The organism is Nonomuraea sp. NPDC059007 (assembly GCF_042740555.1).
Classification (GTDB): domain Bacteria; phylum Actinomycetota; class Actinomycetes; order Streptosporangiales; family Streptosporangiaceae; genus Nonomuraea.
Genome location: NZ_JBHYJD010000014.1, coordinates 219770 through 238229, shown reverse-complemented (window position 1 = coordinate 238229; position 18460 = coordinate 219770). Strand labels below are relative to the sequence as shown.

Annotated in this window: 16 protein-coding genes and 1 riboswitch; of the genes, 4 read left to right on the top strand and 12 right to left on the bottom strand. The window is 71.1% G+C overall.

Annotated features, from left to right (window positions below):
- The first annotated feature begins 175 nt into the window (after positions 1-175).
- The gene (locus ACFWY5_RS24850; protein WP_379634616.1) at positions 176-1123 is read left to right on the top strand and encodes an anti-sigma factor domain-containing protein; all 948 of its coding nucleotides are present in this window, start codon (positions 176-178) and stop codon (positions 1121-1123) included.
- On the opposite strand, the gene ACFWY5_RS24845 is transcribed toward ACFWY5_RS24850, so the two are convergent.
- Entirely contained in the window at positions 1115-1681 is a 567-nt protein-coding gene (locus ACFWY5_RS24845; protein ID WP_379626923.1) for a TetR/AcrR family transcriptional regulator, read from the bottom strand. The two genes, ACFWY5_RS24850 and ACFWY5_RS24845, sit on opposite strands and share 9 nt — an antisense overlap.
- A 98-nt stretch (positions 1682-1779) precedes the next feature.
- Here ACFWY5_RS24845 and ACFWY5_RS24840 point away from each other — a divergent pair, with 98 nt between their 5' ends.
- Complete coding sequence (locus tag ACFWY5_RS24840) at positions 1780-3495, top strand: ABC transporter ATP-binding protein (protein WP_379634642.1); 1716 nt, start codon at positions 1780-1782, stop codon at positions 3493-3495.
- Positions 3496-3601: 106 nt separating this feature from the next.
- Here ACFWY5_RS24840 and ACFWY5_RS24835 read toward each other — a convergent pair whose 3' ends face one another.
- The 10 genes from ACFWY5_RS24835 to ACFWY5_RS24790 form a co-directional block, all read right to left on the bottom strand.
- Positions 3602-4567, bottom strand: a complete 966-nt coding sequence (locus tag ACFWY5_RS24835; RefSeq protein ID WP_379634614.1) for a phosphotransferase family protein — start codon at positions 4565-4567, stop codon at positions 3602-3604.
- Positions 4568-4619: 52 nt separating this feature from the next.
- The gene (locus ACFWY5_RS24830) at positions 4620-5468 is read right to left on the bottom strand and encodes an aldose 1-epimerase family protein (RefSeq protein ID WP_379634612.1); all 849 of its coding nucleotides are present in this window, start codon (positions 5466-5468) and stop codon (positions 4620-4622) included.
- A 48-nt stretch (positions 5469-5516) separates the two neighbouring features.
- Positions 5517-6524 carry a LacI family DNA-binding transcriptional regulator gene (locus ACFWY5_RS24825; protein ID WP_379634610.1) on the bottom strand — a complete coding sequence of 336 codons (1008 nt, stop codon included), beginning with the start codon at positions 6522-6524 and terminating at the stop codon, positions 5517-5519.
- A complete protein-coding gene (locus ACFWY5_RS24820) occupies positions 6496-7893 on the bottom strand; it encodes a GH1 family beta-glucosidase (protein WP_379634608.1) in 1398 nt (465 codons plus the stop codon). Before ACFWY5_RS24820 ends, ACFWY5_RS24825 begins: the two co-directional genes overlap by 29 nt.
- Entirely contained in the window at positions 7890-8714 is an 825-nt protein-coding gene (locus ACFWY5_RS24815; protein ID WP_379626936.1) for a carbohydrate ABC transporter permease, read from the bottom strand. Before ACFWY5_RS24815 ends, ACFWY5_RS24820 begins: the two co-directional genes overlap by 4 nt.
- A complete protein-coding gene (locus ACFWY5_RS24810) occupies positions 8711-9739 on the bottom strand; it encodes a carbohydrate ABC transporter permease (protein ID WP_379634606.1) in 1029 nt (342 codons plus the stop codon). The genes ACFWY5_RS24815 and ACFWY5_RS24810 overlap by 4 nt, the downstream gene beginning before the upstream one ends.
- An 8-nt stretch (positions 9740-9747) precedes the next feature.
- Positions 9748-11061 carry an ABC transporter substrate-binding protein gene (locus ACFWY5_RS24805; RefSeq protein WP_379634604.1) on the bottom strand — a complete coding sequence of 438 codons (1314 nt, stop codon included), beginning with the start codon at positions 11059-11061 and terminating at the stop codon, positions 9748-9750.
- A 706-nt stretch (positions 11062-11767) separates the two neighbouring features.
- Positions 11768-12697 (bottom strand): oxidoreductase, encoded by a 930-nt coding sequence (locus ACFWY5_RS24800; protein WP_379634602.1) that lies wholly within the window; start codon positions 12695-12697, stop codon positions 11768-11770.
- 500 nt (positions 12698-13197) lie between these two features.
- Entirely contained in the window at positions 13198-13890 is a 693-nt protein-coding gene (locus tag ACFWY5_RS24795) for a CHAP domain-containing protein (protein WP_379625334.1), read from the bottom strand.
- 13 nt (positions 13891-13903) lie between these two features.
- Positions 13904-14040: riboswitch (cyclic di-AMP (ydaO/yuaA leader) on the bottom strand.
- Positions 14041-14192: 152 nt separating this feature from the next.
- Positions 14193-15017 (bottom strand): aldo/keto reductase, encoded by an 825-nt coding sequence (locus ACFWY5_RS24790; RefSeq protein ID WP_379625336.1) that lies wholly within the window; start codon positions 15015-15017, stop codon positions 14193-14195.
- A gap of 84 nt (positions 15018-15101) precedes the next feature.
- On the opposite strand from ACFWY5_RS24790, the gene ACFWY5_RS24785 reads away from it, so the two are divergent.
- Together ACFWY5_RS24785 and ACFWY5_RS24780 are read left to right on the top strand one after the other, a co-directional pair.
- Positions 15102-16022, top strand: a complete 921-nt coding sequence (locus ACFWY5_RS24785) for a hypothetical protein (protein WP_379625338.1) — start codon at positions 15102-15104, stop codon at positions 16020-16022.
- Positions 16019-17200 carry a DUF6716 putative glycosyltransferase gene (locus tag ACFWY5_RS24780; protein ID WP_379634600.1) on the top strand — a complete coding sequence of 394 codons (1182 nt, stop codon included), beginning with the start codon at positions 16019-16021 and terminating at the stop codon, positions 17198-17200. The genes ACFWY5_RS24785 and ACFWY5_RS24780 overlap by 4 nt, the downstream gene beginning before the upstream one ends.
- A gap of 281 nt (positions 17201-17481) precedes the next feature.
- Here ACFWY5_RS24780 and ACFWY5_RS24775 read toward each other — a convergent pair whose 3' ends face one another.
- Positions 17482-18429, bottom strand: coding sequence for an FkbM family methyltransferase (locus ACFWY5_RS24775; protein WP_379634598.1), 948 nt, complete (start codon positions 18427-18429; stop codon positions 17482-17484).
- Between the last annotated feature and the right edge of the window lie 31 nt (positions 18430-18460).

Sequence of the window (18460 nt, the reverse complement as noted above, 5' to 3'; positions counted from 1 at the left end):
CATCACCCAATGAAATTGTCGCACGACATGGGAAAAGCGCAAGGCCCGGCATCCGGCGGGCCCGAGGGGCCGAAGTACAGACGTGAGCATCGCGACCGCCCCGCCACGGCCGCGACGCGCCACCCCGTTCGCGGCGCTCACCGCGCGACGGGCCGTACCGGCTGGGAGCGACCCCATGAACGAAGACCTCCACGCCCTGTCCGGCGCCTACGCCGTGCACGCCCTGCCCGAACTGGAAGGCGAGTTGTTCGAACGGCACCTGGTCCGGTGCGTGGCCTGCCAGGGCGAGGTACGCCGCCTGCGTGAGACGGCCGCCCGCCTCGCGCTCCCCGTGGCCCTCCCGCCGCCCGCCGCTTTGCGCCGCCGCGTGCTCGCCTCCGCCGCCGAGGTACGGCAGGCCCACACCCCCGCCACCGTCCACCCCTGGCCGCTGGCCGAATCGGGCGCCACCGTCTGGTACCCCAGGGCGGAGCCGACGGGCACCCTCCCGTTCGCGACCGGCGCTGCAGGACCCGACCGGCCCGGACCTCAGCGGACCGGCGCCACGGGGGCCGGGTCCTCGCCGGCGCCGGCCGCACCTGGCGCGCCGCCGGAAGCGGGCGGCCCCCGGCCCGGAAGGCACGGCCGGGCCGGGTCCGGGGCGCCCGGGTGGCGGGGGCGGGTGGCGGCGGGGCTGGCGGCCGTGTCCGCGGCGGCGGCCGTCGCCCTCGGGGTGCTCGCGGTACAGGGCCAGCAGCGGCTGGAGACGGTGACCGCTGATCGGCAGGAGGCGCTCGAACGGCAGGAGGACCTGCTGGACGTCATGGCCGCCCCCGACGTCCGGATCCTGCGCCGGCCGGTCACCGCCGGGGGCGAGGCCACCATCGTGGTCTCCAGGGAGCGGGGCAGGATGGTGTTCGCCGCGACCGGGCTGCCGCGCCTGAAGGAGGAAGAGGACTACGCGTTGTGGCTGATGGGGCCGGAGGGCGCCCGCCCGGCGGGGCTGCTGGACGACGGTGACGGGATGCTGCGGGCCGTACCGGAGAAAGGGGAGGCGCGGGTGGCGCTGACGGTCGAGCCGGCGGGCGGGTCGCGGCGGCCCACCACGATGCCGATCATGCTGGCCGAGCTGCCCTCAGGCTGAGGCGGCCACGGCCTTGTGGAAGGCGAGCAGGCACATCCCGAGCGCGTCGTGCTTGGAGGTCTCCTCGTCGCGGATCTGCTGCCACGCGGCATACAGCAGCGCCCACATCACCTGCTGAACCCAGCTCGCCGGCATTCGCGTGTCGACCGAGCCCTCTTCGTGACCGCGCTCGATCATGACGATCAGCTCGCGGTCGCTGGGGGTCTCGCTCTCCCAGTCGGCCGAGTCGATGAGGTGCGGTTCGGTGAAGGCGAGCATGAGGTAGTCGCCGAGCTCGAAGTACTCCTGCAGGAGGCGGTCGAGCACCTGGATGGCCGGTCCGTCGGTGAGCCTGGCCCGGCTGGTGGCCAGGGCGATCTTCTCCAGCAGGTCCTCGGACATCGCGGTGATCAGGTCGGTGCGCTCGGGGAAGTAGCGGTGGATCGTGGTGCGGCCGACCCCGGCGGCCGCGGCGACATCGCTGAGTGAGGCGCCCGAGTTGCCGGTCAGCGTGGAGAAGGCGGCATCGAGGATGGCGCGACGGGTCCGTGCGCGCAGTCCTGTCTCAGCAACGGTCATGCAGTCACCGTACCACTAAGAAACTCATTTGCCTTTCTTGGAACAAGTGTGTTCCATTGTCATCCATGACTGCTCCAAAAAAGTTCCCACGGCTCCGTATCTTGTGGAGCTTCGCCCGGCCCCACCGGGGCAAGCTCGTTCTCGGGTTGTTCCTCGCGCTGCTCGGCTCGGGGATGAGCCTGGCCACGCCGATGGTGACCAAGTGGGTACTCGACTCGCTCGGCGCCTCGCTGTCGCTGTCCGGGCCCATCACCGCGCTGATCGGCCTGCTGCTGGTCGGCATCGTGATCCTGACCTGGCAGTGGATCATGCTCGGCGCGCTCGGCGAGCGGGTCGTGCTGGAGGCGCGCGAGTCGATGGTGCGCCGCCTGCTGCGCGCCACCATCCCGGCCGTGACCAAGCGCCAGAGCGGTGAGCTCGTCACCCGGGTCACCTCCGACACCGTGCTGCTGCGCGAGGCCGCGTCCTCCAGCGTCATCGGATTGATCAACGGCGCGATCATGCTGGTCGGCACGCTCGTGCTCATGGGCGTGCTGGACCTGGTGCTGCTCGGCACCACGGTCGCCGCGGTCGTCGTGGTGGGCCTGCTGTTCGCCACGCTGATGCCGGCCATCGCCAAGGCGCAGGAGCGGGCGCAGGAACACGTGGGCCGCGTCGGCGGCCGGCTCGAAGGCGCGCTGCGCGCGATCAGGACCATCAAGGTGAGCCGCGCGGAGGACCGCACCGCCGAGCGGATCATCGACGACGCCCGTGTGTCGACCAAGTACAGCATCCGCGCGGTGCGCAGGGAGGCGATCGCCTGGACGCTGGCCTGGTCCGGCATCCAGCTGGCCATCATCCTGATCCTCGGCGTCGGCGCCTGGCGGGTGAGCCTCGGACTGCTGGAGGTCTCCAGCCTGATCGCGTTCCTGCTCTACGCGTTCGCGCTGATGGAACCGATCACCGAGCTCAGCCAGAACGTCACCGCCCTGCAGGCCGGCATCGCCGCCGCCGAGCGCATCCGCAGCGTCGACGACCTGGAGCAGGAGAGCTCCGTTCCCGCCGCGGCGGGCGTCACGAGCGCGGGCGCGCCGGCGCCGGCGATCCTGGAACTGAGGGGTGTGCGGGCCGCCTACTCGGCCGACTCGGAACCCGCCGTCAAGGGCGTGGACCTGGTCATCCCGCGCCGCGGGCACGTCGCGATCGTCGGGCCCTCGGGGGCGGGCAAGACCACGCTGTTCTCCCTGATCCTGCGCTTCCTGCAGCCTCAGGAGGGCGAGATCCTGCTGGACGGCGTGCCGTACCGGGACCTCACGCACGACCAGGTGCGCGCCCGGCTCGCCTACGTCGAGCAGGACACCCCCGTCGTGCCCGGCACGATCCGCGACAACCTGCTCCTGTCGCACCCCGGGGCCAGTGAGGAGGAACTGCTGAAGGTCCTGCACGACGTACGGCTGGCCGAGATGGCCGGGAGCCTCGACCAGGAGCTGTCGCCGACGTCGGTCTCCGGCGGCCAGCGCCAGCGGATCGCCCTGGCCAGGGCACTGCTGCGCACCCCCGACGTGCTGCTGCTCGACGAGGCCACCGCCCAGCTCGACGGCCTCACCGAGGCGGCCGTGCACGACTGCATCGGCGACCGGGCGAGCAAGGGCGCCGTGGTGACGATCGCGCACCGGCTGTCCACCGTGATCGACGCCGACACGATCGTCGTCCTCCAGGACGGCAAGGTACGCGCCCAGGGCTCCCACGCGGCGCTCCTGGAGACCGACGAGCTCTACGCGAGCCTGGTCGAGGCGCTCAGCCTGGCCGAGGGCAAGAGCCCCGCCGCGGCCTGAGCGGGGGAACCGGAGCAGGCGGGCGACGACGCCGGTCACCCGGCCGGTACGGCCGAGGATCGGGAGGCGGTCCCTGGGCACGGGGTCTCCAGGGGCCGCCATCGGGTCAGCGCAGCGCCTCCACCGCCTTCACCAGCGAGGTCGTGGCCAGGTCGCGCAGCGGCGCGTACTCCTCCTCCGGGTACTGCCGCGGACCGTTCTCCACCAGCAGGATCAGATAGAGGTAGGTGCGGTAGAGGTCGAGACGGGCCAGCGCGGCCGGCGTGAGCTCCAGCGGGCGCACCTCCCGGTACCCGGCCAGCAGCGGATCGTTCTCGCCGACCTCGCCGAAGATCGTCGGCGTGATCAGTTCGGCCAGCGGATCGCCCCAGAACGCCCGCTCATGGTCGATGATCGCCTGGATCCGCCCGTCGGGCGTGAGGAAGACGTTGCCCGGCCACACGTCGAAGTGGACCAGGCTCGGCGTGCGCACCTCGTCCAGCACGTGCGCGGCGGACCCGGCCACCCGCCGGATCTCCTCCGCGGGCAGCGGCAGCGGCGTCGGATAGCGCAGGGTGTCGTCCAGCAGCGCCCCGAGCATCGCCAGGTACGCCGCCCGCCACGTCGGCCCGGTGATGCCGTTGTGCGGATAGCCGAACACCCCGCCGGTCACCGAGGCCAGCGTGGCCAGGTGCCGGCCCAGCTCGCGGCGTACGTCGTCGGGGGAGTCCGGCCGGGTACGGTTCCACGGCGTGCCGTCGAGCGCGCGCAGCACCAGGTAGTCGCCGCCGAGCACCGGATCGTCGAAGCCCGCCCGCAGCAGCCCGGCCACCGGCACCCCGGCCGCGCCGGCCAGCTCGATCGCGCGCGCCTCCATGCGCAGCAGGTTGCGCTCGTAGGTGAGCTGGTCGAGGTCGGGTGGCGGGGAGAGCTTGAGCACCACCTCACGGCCGTCGTCCAGCCGCACCCGCCACACGGCGTTGGCGAAGCCGTCGGTCAGCTCGCTCGCCTCGGCGACGCCCGTGCCCATCGCCCGGCGGAGCAACGCGTCGAGCTGCTCGGGGGACAGGCGGCGCTTGGTTCTGCTCTCCACAGAGCGAGATTCTGTCCGCTTCCGGAGGTGATCGTCCAGTGCGTCCGGAAAGCTAGACGGCGCCGATCGTCCAGCTCGCCTCGTGGCGCTCGCCCGGCTTCAGCACCACCAGGTCGGTCCCCGAGTTGAACGCGTCCGGCGGGCACGTCATCGGCTCCACCGCCACCCCCTCGTAACCGAGCTGCCCGCCGGTGCACACCTGCACCCACGGCAGCACGGCCGGATCCCACGTCACGCGCGTGCCGCCGACCCGCACCTCGCCCGCCGTCAGCGCGGTGAAGGCGTTGTCGACGTCCTGGCCGCCGAGCGGGCGCGGCGCACGGAAGTCGTACGGCGTGCCGGACACCTCCTCCAGCGCCCGGGGCAGCAGCCGCTCGTCGTTCAGCACCACCTTGGCGGCCGGCACGTGGAGCACGTCGGAGTCGCTCAGCAGCCACGGATGCGGCGCGCACCCGTAGGGCGCCGGGCGCTCGCCGGTGTTGCGGGCGGTGACGGTCGTGCTCAGCCCGGCGGCGTCGAGCCGGTGGAGCACCTGCAGTTCCAGCGTGAACGGGTAGCCGGGCGCCGGCGTGATCGTGTGGACCAGGCGGACGAAGGCGTGGTCGTCCTCGGCGGCCAGCCACTCCGCGACCCGCCACTCGGCGGTGGAGACCAGCCCGTGCAGGGCGTTGCCGCGCTCCGGCTCGGTCAGCTCCAACTGGTGACCGTCGCCGTCGAAGGAGTAGCGGCCGCCCGCGACCCGGTTGGGCCACGGGGCCAGGATCGTCCCGGCGTAGAACGGGATCGGGCCGCCCTCCGGCCACGAGGTCACGAGGTCGCGCCCGCCGTGCCTGAGCACGCGCAGGGCGGCGCCGCGCTGGCTGATCTCGGCGGTGTAGCCGCCGCCGGACAGAGAGGGCACGGGGGAGTCCTTTCGCCAACGCTGGGGTCGCTCAAGGATATCCGCTGGTCAAGCGGAGGCTCGCCGTACCAGATGCGTGTCGAGTATGACGACCGGCTGGCTCAGCTCCTCGCCGTTGATGCGAGCCACCAGCAGGTGCGCCATCTGGCGGCCCATCTGCTCTGTCGGCTGGTGGACGGTCGTCAGCGGCGGGTCGGTGTGCAGCGCCGCCTTGGAGTCCTCGAAGCCGACCAGCGCGACGTCCTCGGGCACGCGGCGGCCGGCCGCCTTCAGCTCGCGCAGCGCGCCCACCGCCATCAGATCGGAGGCGGCGAACACGGCGTCGAGGTCCGGATGATCGGCCAGCAGCGCGCGCATCGCCGCGGCGCCGCTCCCCTCGGAGAAGTCGCCGTAGGCCACCAGGTCGGGGGCGTTCGAGGCCGCCAGCGCGTCACGGTAGCCGGCCAGGCGGTCCACGCCGACGCCCATGTCCTGCGGGCCGGCGATGGTGGCGATGCGGGTACGGCCGATGCCCAGCAGGTGCTTGATCGCCTGGCGGGCGCCGCCGCGGTTGTCCATGTCGACGTAGCTGAAGGGGTCGAGGCCGACCGGGCGGCCGCCGAGCACGGTCGGCACGCCCATCTCCTCCAGCCGTCCCGGCAGCGGGTCGGCGCCGTGCAGCGACAGCAGCAGGACGCCGTCGACGTGCTGGCCGGTCAGGAAGTGCTCCAGCCGCTCGTGCTCCTCCGGCGACTGGGCCATCGCCAGTATGAGCTGCAGGCCGGTCTCGGCCAGCGCGGAGCCGATGCCCCTGATCGTGCCGGCGAAGTACGGCTCGTCGAAGACGCGCAGCTCCGACTCCGACACCACCAGCGCCACCGTGTCGGTGCGGCGGGTGACGAGCGTGCGGGCGGCGCGGTTGGGGACGTAGCCGAGTTCGTCGATGGCCTGGCGTACGGCGGCGCGGGCCTTCGCGCTGACGTTGGGCGAGCCGTTGATGACCCTCGACACCGTGCCGCGCCCGACCCCGGCGCGGGCGGCGACTGCTTCAAGAGTCGGTCGGTTCATGGCCACCATTCTGCCGGATGATCTCCGCGTACCAGAGAGCGCTGTCTTTGAGGAGGCGGCGCTGGGTGGCGAAGTCGACGTGGACGAGGCCGAAGCGCTTGCCGTAGCCCCAGGCCCATTCGAAGTTGTCCATGAGCGACCAGGCGAAATAGCCCTCAAGCGGGATGCCGCGGCGAGTGGCCTCCAGGCAGGCGGACAGGTGTTCGCGCAGGTAGGCCACCCGGCCGGGGTCGTGGACGCGCTCTCCGTCCAGGTGGTCGTCGAAGGCGGCGCCGTTCTCCGAGACCACCATCGGCACGGCCGGGTACTCCTCGCGCACCCGCGTCAGCACCTCCAGCAGGCCGCCGGCGTCGATCTCCCAGCCCATCGCGGTGACCGGCCGCCCGCCCGAGACGAACGAGACGTGCTCGCTGCCGACCCACGGCGAGCCCGCGCCGGTCGGCGCCGCGGCGGCCGAGGCGGGTCCGGGGCGGGAGGAGACGGTGAAGCGGCTGTAGTAGTTGACGAGGAGCAGGTCGATCGGCTGGCTGATGACCGCAAGATCCCGATTTTTCATGAAATCCAGGTCCATGCCGAGGTCCTCCAGGACGTCGGGTGGATAGGAACCCTTGAGAAGAGCGTCCAGGAAGAAGCGGTTCTGCAGGCCGTCGATGCGGCGGGCCGCGTCGTGGTCGTCCGCGGTGGCGGGCGTGATCGCGTAGAGGTTCACGCAGCCGCCCACGCGCGAAGGCCGCAGCGCCTGTACGGCCAGCCCGTGCGCCAGGTTGAGATGGTGCGCCGCCCGGATCGCGGCGACCGGGTCCCGCCGCCCCGGCGCGTGCTCACCCGAGGCGTACCCCAGGAAGGCCGCGCACCACGGCTCGTTGACCGTCGCCCACGTGTGCACCCGATCGCCCAGCGCCTCGTGCACGGCGGCGGCGTAGTCGGCGAAGCGGTAGGCGGTCTCCCGCTCCGGCCAGCCGCCTCTGTCCTCCAGCGCCTGCGGCAGATCCCAGTGGTAGAGCGTCAGCCACGGCTGGATGCCGTGCTCCAGCAATTCGTCGGTGAGGCGGCGGTAGAAGTCGAGGCCCTTCTGGCTGACCTCGCCCGAGCCGTCCGGCTGCACGCGCGGCCACGAGACCGAGAACCGGTAGGCGGTCAGGCCCAGGGCGGCCATGAGCTTCACGTCGTCGCGGTAGCGGTGGTAGTGGTCGATGGCCACGTCCCCGTGGTCGCCGCCGACCACCCGGCCGGGCACGCGGGTGAAGGTGTCCCAGATCGATCGGCCGCGCCGGTCGGCGGCGCCCTCGATCTGGTAGGCCGAGGTGGCCGCGCCCCAGGCGAACCCCGCGGGGAAACGCCCGGGCGCGTGCCGTACCTGATCTTCCTGGGTCGTCATGCCTTGACCGCGCCTTCCATGAGCCCGCCCACGATCTGACGGCCGAACAGGACGAACACCACGAACAGCGGCAGCACCGAGGCGGCCGTGCCGGTGAACAACATCACGTAGTCGGTGCCGTGCGCCGAGTTGAGCGCCGCGATCGACGTCTGCACCACCGGGTTGTCCGGGTTCAGCACGATGAGCGGCCACAGGAACTCGTTCCACGTCTGCATGAACACCAGCAGCGCCAGCACCGCCATGCCCGGCCGCAGCGCCGGGAGCACGACCCGCCAGTAGATGCCGATCGTGGCCGCGCCGTCCACCCGCGCCGCCTCGACCAGCTCATCGGGTACGGCCTGCGCCACGTACTGCGTCATCATGAACACGCCGAACCCGTTGACCAGGAACGGCAGGATCACCGCCTTCAGCTGACCGGTCCAGCCCAGCGAGACCATCAGCTCATACAGCGGCACCACGCCCATCTGCTGCAGCGGCACCATCATCGTCACCAGGATCAGCCCGAGCAGCAGCCGCGCGCCGGGGAAGCGCAGCTTGGCGAAGGCGAACCCGGCCAGCGTCGAGATCGCCACCACCGACAGCGTCACCGTGCCCGCCACGACCGCCGAGTTCAGCAGGCCGGTCAGGAAGTGGGCGTCCTCGGTGGCCAGCAGCCGCTCGACGTTCTCGCCGAGCAGGCCGCCGGGCAGCAGGGGCGGCGGGGTGTCCAGCGCGTCCTCGTTGGAGCGCGTGGCCATGATGAACATGTAGTAGATCGGGAAGGCGGACAGCACGAGCGCCACCGCCAGGCCGATCCTCGTCGTGATCGTGGCCCGGTTCATCGGATCCGCCTCGTGAACAGGTAGTTGACCAGGGTGCCGAGCAGGATCAGCACGAACAGCAGCCAGGCGGCGGCAGCGGCGTACCCCATGTCGAAGTCGCGGAAGCCCTCCTTGACCACGAACATCGCCACCGTCTGGTACTGGCCCGTGGTGCCGCCGGTCATCATCGGGTTGCCCTCGAACATGACCGGCTCGGCGAACAGCGTCAGCCCGCCGATCGTGGACACGAACACCACGAACACCAGCGTCGGCCGGAGCATCGGCACCGTGATCCGCCAGAACTGCCGGCGCGGCGAGGCGCCGTCGATCGCCGCCGCCTCGTAGAGGTCGCGGGGGATCGTCTGCATCGCGGCCAGCAGGATGATCGCGTTGTAGCCGGTCCAGCGCCAGTCGATCATCACGGCGATGGCGATCCAGGACGACCACTTCTCGTTCTGCCACGTGATCGGGGTTCCCAGCAGCCAGTTGACCAGGCCGTAGTCGCGGGAGAAGAGCTGGCTGAAGATGACCGCGACCGCCACCACCGAGGTGACCAGCGGCAGCAGCACGCCCAGGCGCAGGATCAGGCGGCCCTTGAGCCGCTTGTTGAGCGCGTTGGCCAGCATCAGGGCCAGCAGCAGCTGTGGCACCGTGGCCAGCGCGAACATGCCGAGCGTGTTGCCCACCGCGTTCCAGAACTCGGCGTCGGCGACCAGTTCGGCGTAGTTGCCGAGGCCCAGCCAGCTCTTGTCCCCGGCCAGCTCCCAGTCGTGCAGCGAGATCCACAGCGTGTACCCGAGCGGGAAGACCCCGAAGACGGCGAACAGCAGATAGTACGGCGAGACCAGGAGATACGGGGTGCCGCGAAGATCGAACCGGGACCATCGGCCGCCCCGGCGCCCGTTTCGCCGGGATGCGCGCCGTACCTGCGCCCGAGGCGCCTCGTTCGATCGCGGCGCCTCCTCCGCCCTTGGTGCCTCCTCCGCCTTTGGCTCATCCGTCCGCGGGTCCGGTGACCGCGGCGGCTGGGGTGGTGCGAAGTCCATGGACATGCTCAGCCCGCGGCCTTCACGCCGGCGGCCACGAACCTGGCCCACGCCTCCTCATACGGCACCGCGCCCTGGTCCATGCCCTCGATGACCTTCTCTACGGCCGTCTTGACCTGGGCGTGCTTCTCGCCCAGGAACATCGGCAGCAGATCCTTGACCGAGGCGGAGAAGATCTGACCGGTCGGGGCGTCGCTGAAGTAGGCGTTCTTCAGGCCGGTGACCTTCGCGTCCTGCTGCGCCGGCAGCGAGCTCGGGAACGCGCCCGCCTCCTCGAACGCCATGACGTGGCCGTCCTTGCCGGTCAGGTAGTTCAGGACCTCGGCGGCCTCCTTGGGGTGCTTGCTCTGCTTGGGCAGGGCCAGCCAGGAACCGCCCCAGTTGCCCGACCCGCCCGGCACCGCCGCGACGTCCCAGTTGCCCTTGTTGCCCTCACCGGCCTTGCCCTCGATGACGCCGAGCATCCACGACGGGCAGCCCATCGTCGCGAACCCGCCGCCCTTGATCGCCTTGTCCCACGCCGGGCTCCAGGCCTGCAGCTTCGCGGTCATCCCGGCCTTGCTGAACGTCTGCACCCAGTCGAACGACGTCTTGATCGCCGGGTTGGACTCGATGACGAGCTGGTTGCCCTTGTCGAAGTAGGCGACGTTGCCGTTCTTCGGGGCCTCCTGGGAGAGGATGACGTTGTAGATGGTGTTGGGGCCGTCCATGAACTTCGCCCCGGTCTTGGCGGCCTCGAACTTCCTGCCGGTTTCCAGGAACGCGTTCCAGTCGGGCCAGAGCTTGGCCACGTCCTCCCGGCCGGTGGGCAGGCCGGCCTTCTTGAACAGGTCCTTGCGGTAGCACATCGTCATCCCGCCGATGTCGGTGCCGAGGGCGAACAGCTTGCCGTCGGCGTTGACGCCCGCCTCCCACTTGGCCGCGGGGAAGTCGGCCTTGCGGTTCTGCATGCCGTACTGGCCGAGGTCGGTGAAGAACTGGGGCCGGGCGGCCATGAGGCCCATGGCGCCCTCGTCGATCCCCACCACGTCCGCGGCACCGCTGCCCGCCTGGAGGCGCTGGAGGAGCTGGGGGAGGTAGACGTCCTCGAAGCGGTCGGTCAGGTTCTGGTACTTGACCTGGATGTCCGGGTGGGCGGCGTTCCAGGCTTCGACCGCCTTGTCGTAGCCGAAGTTCTCACCGCCGCCGAAGGTGTGGACGGTGATCGTAACGGGTTCCGCCTTGGCTTGGGCCGAGGATTGGGGCTGGGGGGTGGAGGTGGTTCCGCAGGCGGCCAGAGCGGCGGTCATGACCGCGGCGGTGGCCAGACGCGTGTGCTTCATTTGTGCCCCTTGGGGGTGGGGTGGGGGATATGGGAGCGCTCTGGGAGCGCTCCCATGCAGAGTGCATCAGGGCGCTGGCCCCGTCAACGAGGCGACGCGCAACCGTTACATTCCGCTTGTCCTGCGGGCCCTTTATCGGACTTCAGGCCACGAACCGCCCATAGGCCATCCTGGGAGCGCTCCCGTGGCTCTCTCTCCCATGCGACCGGAGCAACCTCGCCACCCCCGATCGACCCCACCGCCCGATCGGCCCCACTGCGCGGTGGCGCCCGGGATGCCCGGATGGCCCCCGAGGTGGCTGACTGGCCTGAGGCGCCCAGATGGCCTGGGGTGATCGGGTGGTCCAAGGTGCCCCGGTCTGCGTGCAGCCAGGGCTGGCCGATTCGGGCGGGGGCGCGTCAGTGAGCTGGCTCGGGCTGGCCGGTCCCGGCTGAAGGCGGCCAGGTAGCCGGGCCGGCCGATTGGGTGCGCGGCTCGCCTCGTGGGTGACCAGGCAGCCGGTAGGCCAGGCGGCTTGGCAGGTAGCCCGGCCTGCCGCGTGGCTGGGTGGTCAGCGATCCGGTTGTTGTGCGGGCGTGTGCTGCCAAGGGGAGGGAAATGTGATGGCGGCTGTGGCTATTGGGGTTACTGGTGTTTGTGTGATTAAGCAGGTGCTTATCACGAAGAAATAACGGGATGGGAGATCTATTTGAGGTGAAAGGGAGATCTATTTGGCGGGAGCCGTATCGGCGGGAAAGTCGTAATGGACGCCGGTGAGGGCTTCTGAGACGGACCACAGGCGGGCGGCGACGGCGCGGTCCTTGGAGGCGGGGGAAGAGTCGATGGGGGTCGGGTAGCCGCGTGAGCCGAAGCGGCCGTCGGGGCCGACGTAGGTGCCGCCGGCCAGGCCGCGTTCGGTGGCGGCGTACAGAAGCGGCAGGGCGCCGCGTTCGGCGCTCTGGGCGAACAGCACGTTCCCCAGCCGGGAGCCGAACTCCAGGATCGGGTTGCCCTCCATGCGCGGGCCGACGGCCTGGAGGTTGGTGGCGGCGTAGCCGGGGTGGGCGGCGACACTGGTCAGGGCGCCGGCGGCGCGGCGCTGCAACTCGTAGGCGAACAGCAGGTTGGCCAGCTTGGACTGCCCGTAGGCGGCCCACTTGCGGTAGGAGCGTTCGCCCTGGAGGTCGTCGAAGTCGATGTGGCCCCCCTTGTGCAGGCCGCTGCTGACCGTCACCACGCGGGGGTCGGGACGCTCAAGCAGCCGGGGCAGCAACAGGCCGGTGAGCGCGAAGTGTCCGAGGTGGTTGGTCCCGAACTGCATCTCGAACCCGTCCACGGTCTGCCGGTACGGCAGCGCCATCACGCCCGCGTTGTTGACCAGCACGTCGAGCCCGCCGGTGTACGCGGCGGCGAACGCGCGGACCGAAGCCAGATCGGCCAGGTCAAGTTGCCTGACCTCGATCGAGGCGTGGGGAGCCGCCTTCTTCATCAGCTGGGCGGCGGCCTCGCCCTTGGCGACGTCCCGGCAGGCCAGCACGGTGGCGGCGCCGCGCCTGGCCAGCTCACCCGCGGCGATCATCCCGATGCCGCTGTTGGCTCCCGTCACCACGGCCGCCAGGCCTGACAGGTCGCCGATGTCCGCTGCGGTCCATCCCATGACCCCTCCAAACGTGATCACCGTCACCCTAACCCGCCCACTCCCTCCCCGGTCACCAGACAACGCCGGGGTGGGGCTTGGGGTCCCGGGGGAGCAGACAACGCCGGGGTGGGGCTTGGGGTCCCGGGGGGACGTGGATTGCGAGCCGGGGTTGCGGGCCGGGGCTTCGCGGGCCGGCGTGGCCGAGGGAGGGGGCCGGCGGGGCGTCGTGGCGGTGGGGACCCCGTCCGACGTGCGCGGCGCCCGGCGATCGGCGCCCGCCCACAGCGGTGGGAGGCGGGGGCGGCGGCTTGCCGTAACGGAAGGGCGGGGGGTAGCGGGAAGGGGCGGCGGCGGCGCGGGTGAGGGAGCGTGCGGGAGCGGAGGGGAGCGCGCGGTGAGGTGGGGGCGTGCAGGAGCAGAGGAGAGCGCGCGGCGGGGTGGGGTTGGGAATGGGAACGGCGCGCCCGGGGGGAGGGGGCGCGCCGTTCCTGGGGAGGGGAGAGGGGGAGAGGGGGAAGTCAGGCGGAGTAGTCGGGGTAGCCGTAGCCGACGACCTGGGAGGCGGGGCGGATGCGCTCCTCGACCTTGCCGTTGCCGGTGTTGCCCTCGACGGTGGTGATGGTGCCGTTGCCGTTGTCCTTGATGACGAACCCGACGTGGTTGATGGCGTCGAGGCTCTTGCTGCCGCTCCACGCGAAGAAGACGACGGCTCCGGGCTTCGCGCTGGCGCCCCAGCGGTTGTTGTTCTTGAACCACTTGGCGTGGGTGACGGTGTAGGCGTCCCAGCCGACGGTGGTGCGGGCGCCGGTCTCCTCGCCGACCCAGCTGACGAACATGGCGCACCATGCGGCGTTCAGGTAGGCCTGGCGGTTGCCGCCGTCGCGCTTGACGGTCTCGGCGGCGCGGGGGGAGGACATGTACCACTTCTGGAACTTGGTGCCGCCGCCCCTGGAGTCCTCGCGGGTGCCGATCTGCTTCTTGGCCAGCGAGAGGACCTGGGCCGCGGTGGGCTTGGGCCGGTCGCTGCCGGCCTTCTTGCCGGGCTCGGCCTGGACGACGGTCTCCGGGACGCCCTTCGCGGCGGCGGACGCGGCGTGCGTCTCGGCCTGGGCGGGGTGGGTCGCGAACGCCGCGGTGGCGGCGATGGTCACGCCGAGCGCGGCGCGGGTGAGGTCGATCTTGGGGGCACGGGTAAGACGATGCTTCGCCATCGGGTGGGGTGACTCCTTGCTTCCATGCCGCTTACCGGGTTAGCTGACGGGTTCGGGCTTGGAAGCTGCCCTACGGCGCGAGGCGCCGATTCACCCCAAAGGACCTGGGTCCCCGGTTCCGCGAGGGTGCGGATTCAGCGGTCACAGGCAAAGCCTGTGATGTGTGTGCGATGGTCTGGCAACGAACGGGTAGCCCGGACGTATGCCTTGGATGACCTGAAGGTAATACATGGGGCAAGGGGATTACAAACTCATAAATGACCATCCAAGGCTTGGTGCGGCCAAAAGGCCGCACCAGCCGGTCATCCCATCCAGTTAAAATTTGCCGGATCAGGTCCCAGACGGGTGCCGTTGTTGAGGGCTCCTATGGCAGCCATGTCCTCAGGGTCGAGCGTGAAGCCGAAGACCTGGATGTTCTCTTTGATCCGCGCCGGTGTGACCGACTTGGGGATCACCACGTTGCCGAGCTGGATGTGCCAGCGGAGCACGATCTGGGCGGGCGATTTGCCGTGTTTTCCGGCCAATGTGGCGAGGGCGGGGTCGTTCAGCAGGCCCTTGCCCTGGCCCAGCGGGCTCCACGCCTCGGTGAGGATTCCGTTGGCCTCGTGGAAGGCGCGCAGGGCGATCTGGGGGAAGTTCGGGTGCAGTTCGATCTGGTTGATCGAGGGGGTGATCTCGGCCTCGTCGATGAGCCTGGTGAGGTGCTCCACGCCGAAGTTCGATACGCCGATCGCGCGCGCCCGGCCGTTTCGGTAGATCTTTTCCAGGGACTTCCATGCCTGGACGTACTTGTCCTGATCCGGAACCGGCCAGTGGATGAGGTAAAGGTCGATGTAGTCGAGGCCCAGACGGGCCAGGCTCTCCTCGAAGGCCTCCTCGGCGCGGCTGTGGTCGGCGTTCCAGAGCTTGGTCGTGATGAACACCTTCTCCCGTGGCAGCCCCGACTCCCGGAAGGCGCGGCCGACCCCTTCCTCGTTGTAGTAGAGCCTGGCGGTGTCGATATGGCGGTATCCCGCCTGAAACGCGGTGGCGACCGCGCGTTCGGCCTCGTCATCGGGCACCTGCCAGACGCCGAAGCCGAGCTGCGGGATCTGCACACCGTCGGTGTTGAGCAGCAGCGAGTTCATGCGACCCATTGTTCATATGGCGTTCCCTGCGGCTTAAGGCGACCGGGCTAGCTTGAACCCGTCGTGAAGAAGCAATGGGCTTGGGTGGAATCGCCGCTCCAGATGCTCTGCGCCGTCGAGGCCCACCACGCCGGGCTGCTCGGTGAGCGCACGGTCATCGTGCCGAGGGCGCGTCAGCGCGCACTCGTGGCCACGCGCCGCGAGCTGGCCGGGCTCGACCTGCCCGACGGGCTCGAGCTGGCCAGGCCGAGCGAGGAGATGCCGCGGCCGGTCCAGGTGGTCGGTGACGCCTTCTCCGGGCGGGTGCAGCTACGCTGGCTGACCTCGCGGCCGGGCCGCATCGTCATCGTGGACGACGGGCTGGCCACGCTCCGGCTGCTCGAACTGCTGGCCGCGGGGCCGTATCGGGCGCTGCTGAGGGCCAGGCACAAGGCGGGACTGCCGCGCAGGGTCCTCGGGACGGCGGCGGCGCTGCGGCTGGCCGCCTCCAGCACGGCGGTGTTCACCGCGCTGCCGGTCAAGGACGACCTCGCCGGCGCCGTGCGCGAGCGCGGCATCGACCTCATCTGCCACGACTTCGGCTGGCTGCGCGCCCAACCCCTGCGCTCGCCCGGCCCGGCCGAGCGCACGGTCGTGCTCGGCACCTCGCTGGTGCGCAACGGGCTCGTGCACCGCGAGCGTTACCTGCGCTGGCTGACGGAGCTGGCCGCCAGCGAGCCGCTCGCCTACTTTCCCCACCGCCGCGAGGACCCCGTCGACGTGGCCGTGATCAGGGAACGGCCCGGCATCACCGTGCACGACGCCGGTGTGCCCGCCGAACTCACGCTTCGTGGCCTGGACGCGAGCCAGCGCGTCCTGAGCCTGCCCTCGACCGCCATCACCTCGCTGCGCGTGCTGCTCGGCACCCGCGGGGTCGCGGTCGAACCGGTCGAGGTGCCGGACGACTGGTGGACCAGCCGGGCCGCGCCGGCGCTTCGCTCACATCTGACGGGGGTTGCCGGGTGAGGATCCTGGCCGTTGCCGACTCTGACTCGTATCTGAAGTGGGCGTCCTGCCTGCTCGCCGACCTGCCCGGGGACTGGGAGCGCGATCTCGCGGTGGTCCGCACGCCGATCGTGCCCTCGCCGCTGCAGATCGCCGCCGCTGTCGGCGACGGTCCCCTGCCGCCGGTGCTGTCGGCGCGGTCATTGCGGCGTACGGCGCAGCGGACCAGACCCGACGCGATCGTCGTGGCGTGCACCGGCCCGGTGGTGGACGTGCTGGTCGCCGAAGTGCTCGACGAGTTGCGGCCCCGGCCCGTCTTCGTCACCGGACTGCCCGGCATCTCGGTGCCCGCCACCGACAAGGCCTGGCTGTTCCGCAGCGGATGTGACCTGTTCGTCGTGCACAGCGAGCGGGAGGCGGCCGAGTTCGGCGAGGTGGCCGGCCGGCTCGGTGGCGGGGGGCGGGTGGGGCTCGCCCGCCTGCCGTTCCTGCGCGTTCCGGAGGACGGGGCCCGCTTCGAGCCCGACGGACGCGAGCGCGACCGGGTGGTCTTCGCCACGCAGGCCAAGGTGCCGCGCGGCCGCGAGGAGCGCGAGCAGGTGCTGCTGGCCCTGGCCAAGCTGGCCGAGCGCCGTCCCGACCTGGACGTCGTGGTCAAGCTGCGCGCCCTGGACGGCGAGCGGCAGACGCACAACGAGCGTCACCCCTATCAGCGGCTCTGGCAGGAGCTCGGCGAGCCGGGACGGCTGCGCTTCGCCGCCGGTTCGATGGACGAGCACCTGGCGGTGGCGGCGGGGTTCGTGACGGTGAGCTCGACCGCGGCGCTGGAGGCGATCGCCCGGGACGTGCCGTCGCTGGTGCTGGAGGACTTCGGCGTCAGCGCCGAGATGATCAACTTGGTCTTCACCGGCAGCGGGCTGCTGGGCACGCTCGACGACCTGGCCGACGGGGCCTTCCGCGAGGCGCGGGGGGCGTGGCGGGCGGCGAACTACTTCCACCCGGCCGCGGCGGGGACGTGGGTGGGGCTGCTGGACGAGCTGCTTGCGGGTCCTCGCGAGCCGGCCCGTTCGCTGCTGGACGGCGCCGAGCATCTGGCCGCCCGGCGCCGGGCGCGGCTGCGGGTGGAGGTGCCGCCCGAGGTGCTGCGCATCGGCTACCGCACCAAGCGCAGACTCTCCCGCGCCCTGCGCACCGGCTGACTTACCGGGCACACGCCCTCGAAACGCGCCTCCCGCATGCCCTCAAACGCTCGGGGCGCGCTCCCAAAACCTGTGGGGGCGCGCCCTGAAAGCGCGCCAAGGGAGTGCCTCAAAGCGCGTGTCCCCAAGCGCGCCCGTGCCGGGAGTGCGGGGCGTGTGGGTGTGGCGGGCGTGTCGCGCGTGCGGGGTGTGGCGCGCGTGCGGGTGTGGCCGGGGTGCGCGGGGTGTGGCGCTCGTGTGGGGTGTGGCGTCCGTGTGGGGTGTGGCGGGCGCGCCAAGCGTTAGCTTGGGGTGATGTGGGGCCGGAGTACGTCCAGGTGCTCCGGGCGGCCCGCGGCGATCACGTTCGAGCGGTAGAGACCCACCGCGTCGGGCCGGTCGAAGTAGGCGCGCTCGCACGGCACCAGCGTGTTGTGCAGCTCGTCGATCAGATAGACCTGGGGATAGCGCGCGTAGACGAGGTCGAGCAGTTCGCCGGTGTCGCAGCCGCAGTTGGCCTGCAGCTCCGGATGCAGCTCGAACAGCAGCGCCGGGCGCCCCGCGAGCGTGGCCGCGGCGCCCTTGAGCACGAAGCCCTCGTAACCCTCGACGTCGATCTTGATCAGGTCACAGGTCCGGCCGCCGAGGTAGGCGTCGAGCGTGGTCATCGCGACCGTCACCGACTGCCCGCCGGGACCGGCGTTGCGGACGTCGGCCGAGTGCTTGCCGGACTGCTCCGCCGACAGGTGCAGCTCAAGGGACCCGGCTTCCGCGCCCACGGCCGTCCCGGCCACCTCGACCCGCTCGCCCAGCCCGTTGCGTTCGACGTTGGCGCGCAGGTGGCCGAGGTTCTCCGGCACCGGCTCGAAGGCGATCAGCCGCCCGGACGGCATCCGGGCGCCGCCCGCGCAGGCGTAGACACCGATGTTGGCGCCGACGTCGGCCACCAGCCCGCCGAGGGCGGCCAGGTCCTCGAAGAGCGAGACCTCGAACTCCTCGTAGTAGCCGCCCGAGATCGACGGCATGATCGTGTTGTCCCACGCGGGCCCGGTCAGGCGTACGCCGCGGTAGGCCACGACGGCGCCCGGGGCCACGCCCATGCGGAAGACGCGGTGGTAGACGACGTTGACCAGCGGCAGCCTGCGCACGCTGCGTCCGCGCAGCAGGACCCGGGCCAGCCGGCTGCGGTTGGCGGCGCGGGCGGCGCGCATCGTGGTGACGGCGAGCTTGTGCTTCAACCTGCCGATCATGACTCCACCCTGTCACGGAGCCAGGGCGGAT